8 protein-coding genes are annotated in these 15382 nt (G+C 35.6%); 7 read left to right on the top strand and 1 reads right to left on the bottom strand.

The annotated features are described in order from the left end of the window. Positions 1-582: 582 nt before the first annotated feature. From AC0L8O_RS19450 to AC0L8O_RS19420, 7 genes are all read left to right on the top strand, one after another. Positions 583-3126 (top strand): glycoside hydrolase family 31 protein, encoded by a 2544-nt coding sequence (locus tag AC0L8O_RS19450; protein WP_473444684.1) that lies wholly within the window; start codon positions 583-585, stop codon positions 3124-3126. A 106-nt stretch (positions 3127-3232) separates the two neighbouring features. After that, entirely contained in the window at positions 3233-4081 is an 849-nt protein-coding gene (gene tapA, locus AC0L8O_RS19445) for an amyloid fiber anchoring/assembly protein TapA (protein ID WP_473444682.1), read from the top strand. 117 nt (positions 4082-4198) lie between these two features. Continuing rightward, positions 4199-6013, top strand: a complete 1815-nt coding sequence (locus AC0L8O_RS19440; RefSeq protein ID WP_473444680.1) for a glycoside hydrolase family 66 protein — start codon at positions 4199-4201, stop codon at positions 6011-6013. 374 nt (positions 6014-6387) lie between these two features. After that, entirely contained in the window at positions 6388-9399 is a 3012-nt protein-coding gene (locus AC0L8O_RS19435; RefSeq protein WP_473444678.1) for a CBM35 domain-containing protein, read from the top strand. A gap of 181 nt (positions 9400-9580) precedes the next feature. Then, positions 9581-11368, top strand: coding sequence for a cache domain-containing sensor histidine kinase (locus AC0L8O_RS19430; protein ID WP_473444676.1), 1788 nt, complete (start codon positions 9581-9583; stop codon positions 11366-11368). Continuing rightward, positions 11361-12899: a response regulator transcription factor gene (locus AC0L8O_RS19425; protein WP_473444674.1), complete on the top strand. Its 1539-nt coding sequence runs from the start codon at positions 11361-11363 to the stop codon at positions 12897-12899. The genes AC0L8O_RS19430 and AC0L8O_RS19425 overlap by 8 nt, the downstream gene beginning before the upstream one ends. A gap of 21 nt (positions 12900-12920) precedes the next feature. After that, positions 12921-14189 (top strand): extracellular solute-binding protein, encoded by a 1269-nt coding sequence (locus tag AC0L8O_RS19420; RefSeq protein WP_473444672.1) that lies wholly within the window; start codon positions 12921-12923, stop codon positions 14187-14189. Between the two features lie 184 nt (positions 14190-14373). Here the strand turns inward: AC0L8O_RS19420 and AC0L8O_RS19415 are convergent, their stop codons facing one another. Further along, entirely contained in the window at positions 14374-15282 is a 909-nt protein-coding gene (locus AC0L8O_RS19415; RefSeq protein ID WP_473444670.1) for an AraC family transcriptional regulator N-terminal domain-containing protein, read from the bottom strand. Positions 15283-15382: the final 100 nt, after the last annotated feature.

The raw sequence follows: 15382 nt of genomic DNA, 5'->3' as shown, positions 1-15382 counted from the left end.
TTTTAATAATTGATTAATACTAGAATTGTTGGGCTATTACTTTCTTGAAGCGGTAAAGTGAAATGGCTTGTCTGGTAATTTCCACTTGTAGAATAAAAAAACTACAAGATATACGAGTTATTCTTAAATAGGGTTTTATCCTCATTCAAATAACCAATTAACAAGATTTCTGATTTTTCAAATAATAACATTCAGAAACAAAAATCCATTCGTTTCAATGTTGATGAATGGATACTTCTAAAAGAATCCTAAAATAGGATAACCCTCATATAAACAGTTCTCAGAGATTTCTTAGGAATAAAATAATTGTAAAAACATATTAATTTTGGAATATTAAGAAAATTGGTTCTTTCTGATCAGTTTTGATTACAATTATTAAATACTAGATACTATGCTCCATTTTGAAATTTTTTTCACAAACGTTTTCAAGAAAAAAGTGTGCGTTTTCACACCTTTCCTACCAATGGTGGTGGGAAAATGTCCCTACTCTCTTATTTCATTAAACAGTCAGTTGACAGAATAATTCAGGATTCGATAAGATTTTCCCGTAATCTTACAAACTATTTTATACGAGGTGAAGACATGGTATTTTCGAAAAAATCATTGAGAGTATTAGCTGGACTCTCACTAGCAGCAACAGTAAGTTTTTCAGCGGGCGTACCAAGCGCACTAGCCGTTACACAACCTGAGGCAGATACTCCTCTACAGAAGGAAAACCTTCAGAGGTTAACGGTTCAAGGAGTAACAGAACTTTCAAATGGAGTTAAATTTGATCTTGGTTCATACGAAGGATATATTCGTATATTTGACAAAGACCTTGTGAAAGTTTCTGTTGTAGAAAAAGGAGAAGAGGAATTCGAATCAAGAGGAATTGAGAAAAAAGAAAGTGAATGGAAACGTGTGCCATTTAGTGCAAACGGTAGCGCAGATGAATACACAATCCAAACAGATGAAATTACGGTTAAAATTAACTTAAAGCAATTCGGAGTGAAATTTCTTGATAAAGAAGGAAATGTCATTAACGAAGATTACTTAAACCAAGGTGCAACTTCAGGTTATGAAAATGGCAAACCTTATGTGTTTAAGAAAACGAGTGAAGACGAAGATTTTTATGGTTTTGGTGAGCAAACTGGATTAGAAGTCAATAAACGTGGGGATAGCATAGGTTTATGGAACACGGATGCTTATGCATACACGAAAGATACTAAGTATGTGTATACATCTATTCCATTTTTTATCGGATTAAAAGATAAAAAAGCATATGGAATTTTCTTTGATAATACACATCGTTCATATTACGAGATGGCAAGTGAGTCTGATGACTATTACTATTTCTATGCAAACGGCGGAAAATTAACATACTATTTTGCATATGGTCCGGAAATTGGCGATGTAATTGATCGTTACACGGAATTAACAGGTAAAATGGATGTTCCTGCAAAGTGGTCATTAGGATTGCACCAAAGTAAGTGGGGTTATACTGCAGATGAAATTCTGAATGTTGCAAAAACTTATCGCGAAAAGAATATCCCATTAGATACAATGCATTTTGATATTGATTATATGGATGGTTATCGAGTGTTTACATGGAACCAACAATATAAGGATGCATTAACGAAATTAAAAGAGATGGAAGGATTCCATGCAATTGCGATTAATGATCCTGCTGTTAAGCAAGATGAGAATTACGGCATTTATCAAGAAGGAACGAATAAAGATTTTTGGGCGAAAAATCCAGATGGCTCAAATTACATTGGACCAGTTTGGCCTGGAGATTCTGCTTTCCCTGATTTCTCTAAACAAGAGGTACGTGATTGGTGGGCACAACATCATGATGTGCTATTAAATGCAGGAATTGATGGGATTTGGAATGATATGAATGAACCAGCTGTTTTCATTGATGATGACAGACATGCACATACATTGCCGCTAGATACGTATTTTGGATATGAAGACAACAAAATTCTTCATACTGAGTACCATAACTTATACGGCCATGATGAAGCAGAAGCTACTTATGATGCGTTTAAAATGCATAAACCAGGCACTCGTCCATTTGTTTTAACTCGTGATATGTATGCAGGTACACAACGCTATGCTGCATTATGGACAGGTGATAATGTTAGTAATTGGGAACACTTGGAAATGTCACTCCCAATGAATATGAACGTTGGAATGTCAGGGGTAGCATTTGTAGGAAATGATATTGGTGGTTTTGCGGCTCGTCCAGATGCAGAATTATTTGCTCGCTGGATTGAGGTAGGAGCATTCTTACCGTTCTCTCGTATTCACTATGATAGTGATGATAAAGCAGAGATTAAACAAGGTCAAGAACCATGGGCATTTGGTCCGGAAGTAGAAGCAATAAGTAAAAAATACATTGAAATGCGTTATCAATTATTACCATACTTATACAATGAATTTAAAGAAGCAGCAGATACAGGTAAACCGGTTCAACAACCGCTTGTCTACCAATTCCAACATGATGAGAAAACATATGATATCAGTGATCAATACATGTTCGGTGATTCGATGATGCTAGCACCAGTTGTGAAACAAGGTCAAACGTCTCGTGAAGTTTATTTACCAAAAGACGTAAAGTGGACAGACTATTGGACTGGAAAAGAATATGAAGGCGGACAAACAATTACAGTTGATGCACCACTTGATCATATGCCAATCTTTGTGAAAAATGAGTCAATCATCCCAACTCGTGAAGTACAGCAATATACAGATGAAAAGCCACTTGAAAATCTTGTGCTTGACACATATTTAGAAGAAGAGGCAACATATTCATTCTATGAAGATGATGGTGTAACAGAAGACTACAAAAATGGTGAATATAACATTACTGAGTTCAAGGTAGAACAAAAACCAAACCATATTACATTTGAACAAAAACAAAAGGTTAAAAAATACTCAGACTCAAAAGTACAGCAATACACATTGAAATTAAACAATGCAGAAAAACCTTCGAAAATCCAAGCAGGTAATAATAAATACAAACAAGTTCGTTCAATTAAAGAAACTCAAGGGAAACCAAACACATTCTTCTATGATGAAAATGCGAAAGTTCTTTATGTAAGCATCCCTGCTGATGAGAAGAAGAAAATACAAATTCGTTAATCAAGACATAAAAGGGGCAAGAAGGGACAAAGGAATCGTTCCTTCTTGCCAGCATTAATGGTCTATTTTATCTTTTCATTAAAACTATCGAAAAGGGGGAAGCAGATTGAAAAAGAGAAATAAATTCACTTCAGGATTTATTGCAACAGCATTACTGACCATATTATTTATTCAACCTATTAATCAGGCATTGGCTAAACAAATAAAACCTGAGCAGGTCGAGAATGTCAGTATCCAGAACGAACAAAAATTATCAGAAACAAATGGTAAGGCTGAATGGGATAGAAGTTCACTATCATTTATTAATCAAAATGAAAATTGTTCCTGTATTTCTGCTACCATAAAAAATGGACAAGATTCAAGAACCATGCAAGGTGAAGTAAAATATGAGGTTTACTGGTCTGCAAAAGGAAACCCTAAAAATGGTGAATTGGTCTATTCTGGGAGTGTTGCCCCTTTAAGCCCTGGGGAAACAAAAGAATTAAGTTATGCGTTAGATCCGACTAAACCAGGAAATTATATGTTTAAAGCCTATCAACGTCCAGGACATCCTGGAAAAGGAGAATTATGGAGTGAATCCATAACTGTGAAAGATAAGACAGATTATACAGATCTTCAGCGACCACTAGATCAGCTTTTTCATTCCAGTGTTGAAAATGGAACTGCGACATTTACCATTCCAGAAGGTATGGAACCTGTTGTCATCAGCTTTTCGAGCTATGTATACCCTGAGGGAACAGTACCTCAAGAAGATGGTAAACCTTATGAGGGTCAAAAAATATACGATACGACCACGAATGTTTATGGACCTGGAACATATACAATTACAGTTGATATACCGGAAAATGGACTTTGGCAAGCGGATTTATACTTAGGGTGTGTGATTGAAGAGTTGTCAGAGAGCGGACATCCGATTGAAAAAATAATTGATGCCGATTATAGTTGGAAGGAATAAATATATGGCCTCTTAGCAACAAAACATTAACAAATAGCATCCAAAAAAGGGACTAATTTGATTGTTAGTTCCCTTTTAATAATAAGAAAGTTGTATATAAATGAGGAGTTAGATTTTATGTTATCAAAAAAAATGTATCTATTCATTTTCTTATCTATTATTTTTATATTATTAATAATAATAGGTTTGACGACAGACCCCAATTCATCTCCTAATCAAGACCACAAAGAGAATTCATCTGAAATCATACCAAATCATTCAAACAACATTAAAATGATTTCAACTGATAAAGCAGCCTATCATTATGATGATACGGTGAAATTTACTGCTCAATTGAAGAATGGACTAACAGAAGGAATGCTAACCATTACTTATTACCATTTAGATAACGTTATTTCGAAACAAGAAGTAAAAATAGGGGAAAATAGTAAAGAAGTACACTGGGATTGGCAGCCGCCAAAAGAGGATTTTAAAGGGTATTTCGTCCATGTTCAGTATACATCTGGTTCAATACAAGAGGATCATACGATTGCAGTTGATGTTTCAAGTGATTGGTCCAAATTTCCTCGCTACGGGTTTTTATCAAACTTTCAAGACCAATCTATGGAGAAAATGGATATTGTCATTTCCCAACTGAACCGCTATCACATCAATGGTTTACAATTTTATGATTGGCATTTTAAGCATCATCAACCACTTAAAGTAGAAAAGAATGGCGCAGCGGCAAATTGGGAGGATATTGCTAATCGTCCAATCTATCTCGAAACGATCAAAAATTATATTCAGCTTGCTCATGATCGCAACATGACAACGATGGCATATAATCTCTTGTATGGTGCTTTTTCTGAAGCAGAAAAGGATGGTGTGAATACAGAATGGCGTTTATTTAAGGATCAACAAAAAAGTGAACATGATTATCACCCACTACCAGATGAATGGAAAAGTGACGTATTTCTAGTAAACCCAGGAAATTCTGATTGGCAGAACTATCTCATTGACCAACAAAAGCGTGTATATGAAGCTCTTCCATTCGATGGATGGCATATTGATCAGCTTGGCCCTAGAGGTGAGGTCTATGATTTTGATGGAAATCAGGTTGCAATCGATGAAACCTTTCTTCCGTTTTTACAACGTATAAAAAATGAAGCACAGGATAAACGTATTGTTATGAATGCGGTAAACCAGTACGGTCAAAAACAAATTGCAAGCTCGCCCATTGACTTTTTATATACAGAGGTATGGGATCAATTTAAATATTATGGTGATTTAAAACAAATTATTGATGAGAATAATTCCGATTCTAAGGGAACTAAAAATACAGTGTTAGCAGCATATATGAACTATGAATCTTCCAATCAAAATGGAGAATTTAATACACCGGGCATTCTATTAGCTAACAGTGTCATCTTTGCATCGGGGGGTGCTCATTTAGAATTAGGGGAGCACATGCTTTCAAAAGAATATTTCCCTCATAATAACTTGAAAATGGATCAATCTTTGCAAAGTAGCCTTATTACCTATTATGATTTTTTAGTAGCTTATGAAAACTTGCTTCGAGATAACATGCAGGAGTCTTCACTTGTGGCTCATTCGCCTGATTGGGTTCTTTTCTCTTCTCAACCGGAACAAGGAAAAGTATGGAGCTTTGCAAAACAAAAAGCAGATAAAAAAGTTATACACTTTATTAACTTTGTAGATGCTACAACACTAGAGTGGCGTGATACAAACGGAAGTCAAGCAGAGCCGCGTGATCGTAAACATTTAACCGTTGAGGTTGAAGAGACTAAGGCTATTAAAAAAGTCTGGCTTGCTTCTCCGGATATTGAGACCGGTATACCTAACTTGCTTACCTTTAAACAGGAAAATGAGAAAGTAACATTTACTCTGCCGAGTCTAAAATACTGGGACATGGTTGTAGTGGAGTACGAATAATGCTTTTGAGGAAATTCTCCAAAAAATGGACTAAAGGTGTCATATCTTCCATTGAAAATATTTAAACAGGAAGATATGACACCTTTTTTTATTTGGCAAAGAAGAAACAGTATATAAGACACTAATTTTGTAATATAAGCGATTTAAAATGATAGCGCTTTCTCGGATAATGAAATCATCAGCTATTCATAAGAATGGGGAGGTTATTTCATTGAGTAAACATAAAAGAAGCAAGACACAGAATAGAAAAAAAGAAAGGGTTATTTCATAAGATCAGTGCTTTTTCTGTTCTTTCTACATTGGCACTAACAACAGCACTAACAGGAAATGCTTCTGCACAAGACAGCCCGTATACAAGGCAAGGGGCAGGACCGATGTATTTTATGACATATGAACATCAGTGGACGAAAAATACATATATGCCTGAGAAGCGGTTGAAGGAAAATATTGATTGGATGGCCAAAAACTTCCTACCTTACGGCTATGACATGGTTTCAACTGATGGTTGGATTGAAGGTGCCACTTTGCTTAATAAAAATGGCTATGTTGTAAGTCATAATGATAAATGGATGACCAATCCATTGAATATGGATGGGACGGAGGAAGAAGTCGAGCTTGGAATCCTTCTAAATGGTGACTTTGAAGAGGGTGTTGACGTAGGGTGGAAAGTCGAAACAGAGGCAATGTACGGAGTTGATGCAAATGATGCATATGAAGGCTCTAAATTATGGGTTTATGGACCTGAACCACATACTGCTAAGGTTTCTCAAACTGTAGAAGGGCTTGAAAATGGAAATTATACTTTAACAGCGCGAGTGAAGTTTCCTAACGATGTTCAAAACTTTGTTGATGGAACAAGTACTGCAACTATGAAGCTGAAAAACTACAATACTACAGAAGAAAACGAACCAGCTCCTGAACAAGTTGTTGAATTAAATGACGGGCTGACAGATGAATATGGGAAAGCACGTTACGGGCTTTTCGAATTGAAAGCAGAGGTGACGAATGGACAGTTAACTGTTGAATTCAATATTGATGCAAAAGGAGATCACAGTTCTTTCCAACTAGATAATGTTGAGCTATATAAGACAGGTGAAAAGCCGGAAGAGGACAACGAGGAAAATGAGCCGTTCCAATATCCATCTGAAAAATATCCGGATGGTCATACCTGGAAGTTCTGGGGAGACTACTTAAAGGAAAAAGGAATGGACTTTGGCATTTACTACAATCCGTTATGGATTAGCCCTGAGGTTGTAAAGAATCCTGATAAATATATTGTCAAAGGCACTGAAAATCATCCCAATGGACCGACATATGTCGTTGATTTGATTGATCAAGGTGATCCGGATGACCCGACAGATGGTGATCGATTCAACGGTGGTCAGGGGAATGAGCGTTCACTTTATTGGGTGGATGTGAATCATCCTGATGCAGAAAAATATATTAAGGGATACATTGACTTTTTTGCTGAACAAGGCGCTGATTTTCTGAGGGTTGATTTCCTCTCATGGTATGAAACAGGAACAGATGCTAGTATAGGAACAGTCGGGCAAGCTCATGACAGAAAGCTGTATGAAAAATCATTAAAGTGGATGTCAGAAGCATCGAAAGAAAACAATGTTCTCCTAAGTCTTGTCATGCCACATCTAAAAAATCACGGTGAACTTGAAAGAAAATATGGAGACATGATTCGTATTAATGAAGATACGTTTACAGGTGGATGGGATCATATTAGCGGCAGACGTCAAGAGTGGAGACCAGGTTGGTCACAATGGGCGAATTCCTTCCAAGGCTTTACAGGCTTCTCTGATATCGGCGGCCGTTCGAGCATGATATTGGATGGAGACTTCCTTCGTTTGAATACATTCACTGGACCATATGCAGATCATGAAAAGAAAACAACAATGTCATTGTATACACTTGCCGGCTCACCGATCGCTATTTCAGATCAATATGATACGATAGGTGCTAACTATAAATACTATCAAAATCCTGAGCTCATTGAACTTAATAAGATGGGTCTCGTTGGAAAACCAATCTATAAAAGCGCTAAACACTATGGTGAGTCTAATTCTAGCCGTGACAGCCAACGTTGGGTAGGTCAGCTCCCAGACGGTTCTTGGATAGTTGGATTGTTTAATCGACATGATGAGAGCAAGTCGTTTAATTTTAATTTTAAAGAAGAGCTAGGAATTGAAAAAGGGCATGTTCGTGATGTCTGGGCTCATAAGGATTTAGGTATACAAACAACACAATCCGTTACACTTGAACCACATGATAGTGTTGTATTAAAAGTAATCCCGACAACAACTGAGAACGTATACGAAGCCGAAGCTGCTTCGTATAGTAAAGGAATAGATTTTGCTAATGAGCAAATTGGGCACACTGGGTTTGGTTATTTAAAAGACTTAAATAAATTAGAAGAGAGTGTAACATATGCGATTAGTGCACCAAAATCAGGCGTGTATAACTTAAACATAAACTACTCTGCCAGTAATGCAAGTGAAGCTACGATAAGTGTGAGGGAAGTAAGAACTGGTGAAAATGCGAATTCAAAACAAGTGAAATTGAATCCAACCAACGGAAAATGGAAGGAAGCAAGAACAGAAATAGTCCTTCAAGAAGGAACCAATCTAGTACAGATTCAGAATGCTGCTGGTAACTTTAATCTGGATTCTATTACATTAGGTGAAGCAAAAGATCAAGAAAAACAATCGATTCTATTAAATGGAGATTTTAAAGCAGGCTTTGCCCACTGGAGCCGCAGTAATATGGTTAATCAGTCAATTGAAGATGGACTTGTCCAAATTTCGAGTATAAATGAAAAAGCATTTGAATCCGATCTTTGGCAGTATGTTGTACCACCGGCTGGTACGTATGAATTAACAGCTAACATGAAACGAAGCGGTCAATTTAATGAAGCATTTCTTTATATTGAAAAAAATGGAAAGATGAAAAAAATAGAAGTTCCAGTGTCTGAAGATATGAAAAAAGTGATCATCCCTAATATAGAAGTATCTGAAGGGGATGTCTTGAAAATTGGCAATATCGCCAGCTCACAGTCTGGCGGTAAGCTGACAATCGATCATATCGCTCTGAAATCAACTTATCACAATCATTATTTTAACATAGAAAAAAATAAGAATAAAATTGAATTAACTCGTAAACAGGATAATCAAAATGAGGCAAAACATTTTTCTCATCTAGTAAAGCTTCCAATACAAAAGATGCCTAGAAAAATACAAACAGAAAATAAAACATATAAAAAAGTAAACAGTTTTGAGGAAGTAAGAGAGAAAGTGGAAGTATATTTCTATGATGGACAAAATAACGTATTTTTAAATATACCAACAAATGAAGAGAAGAAAATCCAAATAAAGTTCTAGCTTAGTAGAGCAGTGAAACTGATTTTGTTTCATTGCTCTACTTTTCATTTCCCTTAATCAGAGAATCATTTTACATTCATCAGGTAAACTGTTGGACGAAGATTGTTATTAAGTCTAAATAATCGTAAAATTAAGACAAATAAATGTTCGTACAGAGCAAATATTAATGAGGGAATAAGCGATGTTTTATAAAATCCTAAAAAAACGTTTTGCAACAAAGGTCATTGTTGTTATTCTAATTGTTTGTTTAATCCCAACTGTTTCTACTAGTTTCTTCTTTTATTATGCTGCATCCAATATTGTAAAAGAAAATGTTAGGGAATCCTCTTTGCAAATTGCTAGGCAAGCTGCAGATTCCCTAAACTATATTTTTTCTACAGGCAGCGATATGTCTAATCTTATTTATAGTAATGAACGAATCCAGGAAATTGTTAAGCAAAATTCCAATGAAAATCTCCCAATATCTGAATTTGAAGCCAATCATGAGTATATAACCTCTTTTTTAAATTCCAATATTTATTCTAGTTCATTTGTAAGGAGTATTTATGTCTTAAAGGATGAGGGAGTTAGCTGGGGGAGCGGGACATTTTCTCCATATAAATTATCACAAGTCAACTTGCAAGAGCTTAGCTGGGTAAAAGAATCTGTTCAAAAAGACGGAGAATTGGTGTGGCAAGGTCTTCAATATGATAAATTTACCGGAGCAGGAGAAAACACGGAGCTTGTATTATCGATCAGCAGAGTAATGAAAGACTTCAATAATCTTGAAAATATTGCATATATTCAAGTTTGCTTAGATGGAAATGCCATCCTAGATAAAATCGACCAATTAAAGTTAGGAAAAACAGGACGTTTTTTTGTAGTCGATGATACAGGCATGATTATGATTGATAGTAATTTGCGAAATATCAATAAACCTGTTCAAAACAAAGCGTTACGTAAGCTTATCTTAAGTGATGAACTAGAATTTCAATTTAAAGAAGATATTTCTTATTATGGAGTAAAACAGAAAATGGCAAATGGCTGGTCCATTGTAGGTGTGGTACCAATCCGCGAAATTACAGGTGAATTGACGACTATTCAAAGGATCACTATCTTAGCTTCAATCCTATTCGGAATTGTGTCAATCTTTATTGGAATATTAATAGCTAAACGAGTTACAGAACCAGTTAACGTCTTAACGAATCAAATGAAGCTAGTCGGAAAAGGAAACTTTAATGTACGAACAAATGTTAAATCAATCGATGAAATTGGGATGATGAGCATCCAGTTTAATCGGATGATCAACCAGGTGGAAAAACTGTTAAAACAGGTAAAGGAAGAACAGTTTCAAAAACAAGAAGCTGAGTTACGGGCAATTAAACATCGAATTAACCCTCATTTTCTATTCAATACATTAAGCACGATCCGATGGTTAGTTAAATTCAACCAAACAGAGCGAACAAATTCTGCTTTATCAGCATTATCCAGTCTGTTGGAAGCAAATATGGGGAAAACAGGAACGTTCGTAACGGTTAAAGAAGAGCTTGAAATTGTAAAGAAATTCTTGGTCATTCTCCAAATTCGGTACGAACAAAATTTCATTTTGAAAACCCAGTTTGAAAGAGGAGTAGAAGATTTTCTTATTCCACGAATGATTATACAGCCTATTGTCGAAAACGCTATTTTTCATGGTATTGTACCTACAAATAAAGAAGGGACCATCTCTATTATTGGACGAAACATCACAGACGGAGTAGAAATAGAAATTCGAGACAATGGATTAGGATTTGAAAAAGATGTCCTAAAAAAGCTTCAACAAGCACCGAATCATACAAATTCATTTGTTGGAATCGGGTTAAGGCATGTCTATGACTCTGTGAAACTCTATTTTCATAAAGACTCAAAAGTGGAACTTGAAAGTAGTCAAGAGGGCACAATTGTGAGACTTATATTGAAGTCGAAAACTAGAGGTGGAGATCATGTATAAAGTTATGATTGTTGATGACGAACCGATTATTAGATTTGGATTAAAATCCTCCATTAACTGGGAACAAGAAAACCTTTTTTTAATTGGTGATTTTTCAAATGGTAAGCAAGCGTTAGAAGCAATAGAGGCTGCGGGTCAAGTTGATATCCTTATTACGGATATTAAAATGCCGGTAATGGATGGTCTAACATTAATGAAAAAAGCTCTAAAGATAAATCCCATGTTAAAGGTCGTATTAGTAAGTAGCTATAATGAATTTGATTATGCACGGGAAGGGCTGACTTATGGTGCAATGGATTATATATTAAAACCGACTCTGGAACCTGAATCGTTTTGCGAAACCATTCAAAAATGTGTAAAAAAAATTGTTGAAGAACAAAGGATTAAGAAAAAGTTAGATTCTGTAGAACGGACAAATCATTTTCAGGAAAGAAAAAAAGTTGAGAAAGAAGTAAAGCGGGTTTTGCTTCAAAAACATAGAGAAATCGATATTGGTCATCTAGTTGATATGTTTCAAACTCCTTTTATTGTCGTTTGTTTAAAAATGAAGCAAATTGACAAGATAGAAGAAGAATATGGATTTTTATTTAAAAGTCTTATTTTCGAAGAAATCCAGGAACGCTTTTATAAGGATAAAGAAGAGGGAATTAGTATTCAGATAGGAGAAAGTGAACTTTTATTCTTTATTAAAAATACATGTAATCCGCTTACGGATATTCATAGGTTAAAAGAGAAAGTTGAAAAAGAAACAATGGTCAGTTTTTCTTTTGGATATGAAGTTGTAACAGACTGTAAAGACCTAGTTACTGGATATGAACGAAGCGTTTTAGCAAGTCAAAGGCATTTTTTTAATCAGCATACCAATATTTTTGTTTATAAACATCCTTTGGAAGAATTCGTTCATCCTTTAAGCAGGCAGGAATTGAAAGAACTTCTTACTAATATTGATGTAGAGAACGTTCCTATCTTCCTGAATGAGAGGCTCAAACAATGGCAAAGTGAACAAATGACACCTACTGACATTAAGAAAGAGGCATGTGACATTTTAACAACACTATTTATGGAGCGGATAGAGTACTCATTTTTAATTGATCGATGCTCAGAAATTGAAAGATCCGAGTCACTGAATGATCTGAATGAATATCTCTTAAAGGGATTCGAAGCATGTGACCAATATATTACAAACCAAAAAATGAAATCAAATACAGATAATGAGTTAATAGATAAAGCCCTTGATTTTATTCATAAACATTATACACAGGAATTGACGCTTCAACATGTTGCCGATCATATTCATATAAGCAGAAATTATTTCAGTATCTTGTTCAAACGATTTCTAGGGCAAAACTTTATTGATTATGTAATTGACCTTCGAATAAAAAAAGCTAGAGAACTATTGGTTCATACTTCTCTAAAAGTTTATGAAGTAGCAGGGAATGCTGGTTTTAATGATGTGAAATACTTTAGCAAGCTGTTTAAAAAAGTAACAGGCTCATCTCCAGGAGATTTTAGAATGCAGCATCAAAAGTAAGAAAGAGGAAGGGAATGCAAAATGCGTCAAATCCAAATAATTTTATGGTTTGCCTTATTGAGCGTTATGATTGGTTGCACAAATCAAACCATTATTGATGAACGCAGCCCTGCCATAATAGAAGAAGATCAAGTGAATGAAAAAATTGAAATTTGGCATACGTATAGTGAACAGGAAACAAAGATATTTGAAAATAAAGTGATTCCATTATTTGAACTAGAACATCCAGAAATCGATGTAAAGTCTGTTCGTCAAGCACATAATAAACAATTAATGTCATCTCTTATTAGCAGAGCATCAGTTAATAGCACCCCGGATATTATAAGAATGGATATTACATGGATGCCTAAATTTGCTGACCTGAAACTTTTATATCCTGTTAGTAGATTTGATGATTTTGATGAATTAAAGAATCGTTTTTATGATGCACCGTTAAAATCAAATGTATTTGAAGGAAGTTATTACGGTTTGCCATTAAATACAAATACAAAGGTTGCTATTTATAATCGACAAGTATTAAGGGATATTGGCTTGAAAACTCCACCTGGAAAAATGGAAGAATTCATTCAGATTGTTGAAGAGAATAACTTAAAGATCGGCATGCTAAATGTTCATACATGGGGAAGTTTGCCTTATTTTTATGGACTTGGCGGTGAATTAACAGATCCAAACTATACAAAAGCAACTGGTTATTTAGATAGCGAGGATAGTATTAAGGCTGTTAAAAAGCTTGTTGAATTATATCAAAATTCTAATCTTCCAAAGCAGATTGTGAGTGGTTATCCTGAGACATGGCAAAATATTCGAAACGGCAATTATTTTATGATAGATGAAGGCCCTTGGTTTTATAGTGTTCAACCCGATGATGAGCTGGCCTTGATTAATAAACAAACAATTTCAGCTCCTTTTCCCGATAATGGAGAATGTTCTTCGATTTTAGGTGGGGAAAATATTGTGATGACAAAGGGTACGAAGCACCGTGAAGCTGCATGGACCTTTATGAAATGGATGACAACAGAAACTCCTCAAAAGCTATTATTACAAGCAGGCTTATTGCCGACAAACCGCCATGTTTCACTTTTAGGAAATCTTGATAAGTATCCTTATTATAAAAGCTATATTGAGAGCATAGATCAAGCTCATTTAAGGCCACAAGTCCCCGAATGGGAACAGATTAATGATATCTATACAAACTATTTGAGGAAAATATTCTATGAACAAGTCGGTGTTGAAGAGGGTCTAAAGAAAGCTGCAATGGAAATAGATCAATTACTCGCTCATGATGAATAAAAAGGTTAATCATATTGCTTCAGACGTGAATTCTAACAGGTTCACGCCTGAAGCTCCACTATTATATCCTCAAGCAAAAACAAATGTTTCCAATCAATGAAAAGTTTCTCTAGGATAGAAGAAAATCAAATGTGTGTAGATTTATGGGATTTAATGCTTTCTCATGGTTGCCCAATCTTTACATTTACCCGTCCATTGAATTTTTCTTCACACGTTTAATATCATCTCGTGGTGGAAGGCCAAACATACGGGCATATTCCCGGCTGAATTGTGATTGACTTTCGTATCCAACTCGAAAAGCAACATCAGTGATATCTGTCGAATCTGCTAGCAACATGCGTCTTGCTTCTTGGAGTCTCAGTTGTTTTTGGAACTGAATGGGGCTCATAGCCGTAACCTCTTTAAAGTTCCGATGAAGTGAGGCAACACTCATATTCGCAATCTCCGCGAGCTCATGGATTTTAAACGAATTTTCATAGTGATGGATGATATATTCAATAACATCTCTAATTCGATTGCCTTTGCTTCCCTCTATTGCCATTTGTTCAATAGCCTCGCCAAGAGGACCTTGTATGATCCAATAAAGAATTTCCTTCGTGAATAATGGAGCAAGTGCAGGGATATGTTTAGGATTTTCCAGCAATCGTACTAACCTTATGACAGCATCTATTAGAAAAGGCTCTGTTTTACTGACAAACATAGCTCGCTTGGCATTTTTTCCCTTTCCTCTCCGAATGTCAGCGTCACTTAAAACGTCTAAGATTTGGCTAGGTGTAAACTCAAGTTTAACAGCTAAATAGGGAATGTCAGGCGAAGCTTTTACAACTTGTCCGGTAACAGGCAGGTCAACAGATGCAACGATGTAGTGATCAGAACCATACCTAAAGTGTTCATCCGCTAACAATACTTCTTTCTCACCTTGGACGATCATGCAAAAGGATGTTTCATTCACTCTTGCAATCGGTTCGGAAACACTTGATTCACGTATGAAAAATAAAGACGGGATATTAGTAGACTGAACCCCATCCAGTACTGTAAAACGTTCAATAAGTTTGGCAAGTTCGTTCTGCTGTATGTAGATTTCTTCAGGCATGTCGAATTCTCCTATAGATATAATAGTCACATTCTAGCCTACACTTGCCGATCATGTAAACAGTCCTGATAGGATTAGGCAAAAACTTGATAGGATTGCG

This window comes from Metabacillus sp. KJ11-3, from assembly GCF_055808295.1.
Note: the sequence above shows the minus strand (reverse complement) of the source record. Positions and strands in the feature narration are given on the sequence as shown.

Bases quoted from the DNA above. Each gene is read 5' to 3' on its own strand.
- AC0L8O_RS19430 (WP_473444676.1), top strand. From the start codon at position 9,581: ATGTTTTATAAAATCCTAAAAAAACGTTTTGCAACAAAGGTCATTGTT.
- AC0L8O_RS19440 (WP_473444680.1), top strand. From the start codon at position 4,199: ATGTTATCAAAAAAAATGTATCTATTCATTTTCTTATCTATTATTTTT.
- AC0L8O_RS19425 (WP_473444674.1), top strand. From the start codon at position 11,361: ATGTATAAAGTTATGATTGTTGATGACGAACCGATTATTAGATTTGGA.
- AC0L8O_RS19450 (WP_473444684.1), top strand. From the start codon at position 583: ATGGTATTTTCGAAAAAATCATTGAGAGTATTAGCTGGACTCTCACTA.
- AC0L8O_RS19415 (WP_473444670.1), bottom strand. From the start codon at position 15,282: ATGCCTGAAGAAATCTACATACAGCAGAACGAACTTGCCAAACTTATT.
- AC0L8O_RS19420 (WP_473444672.1), top strand. From the start codon at position 12,921: ATGCGTCAAATCCAAATAATTTTATGGTTTGCCTTATTGAGCGTTATG.
- AC0L8O_RS19435 (WP_473444678.1), top strand. From the start codon at position 6,388: ATGTATTTTATGACATATGAACATCAGTGGACGAAAAATACATATATG.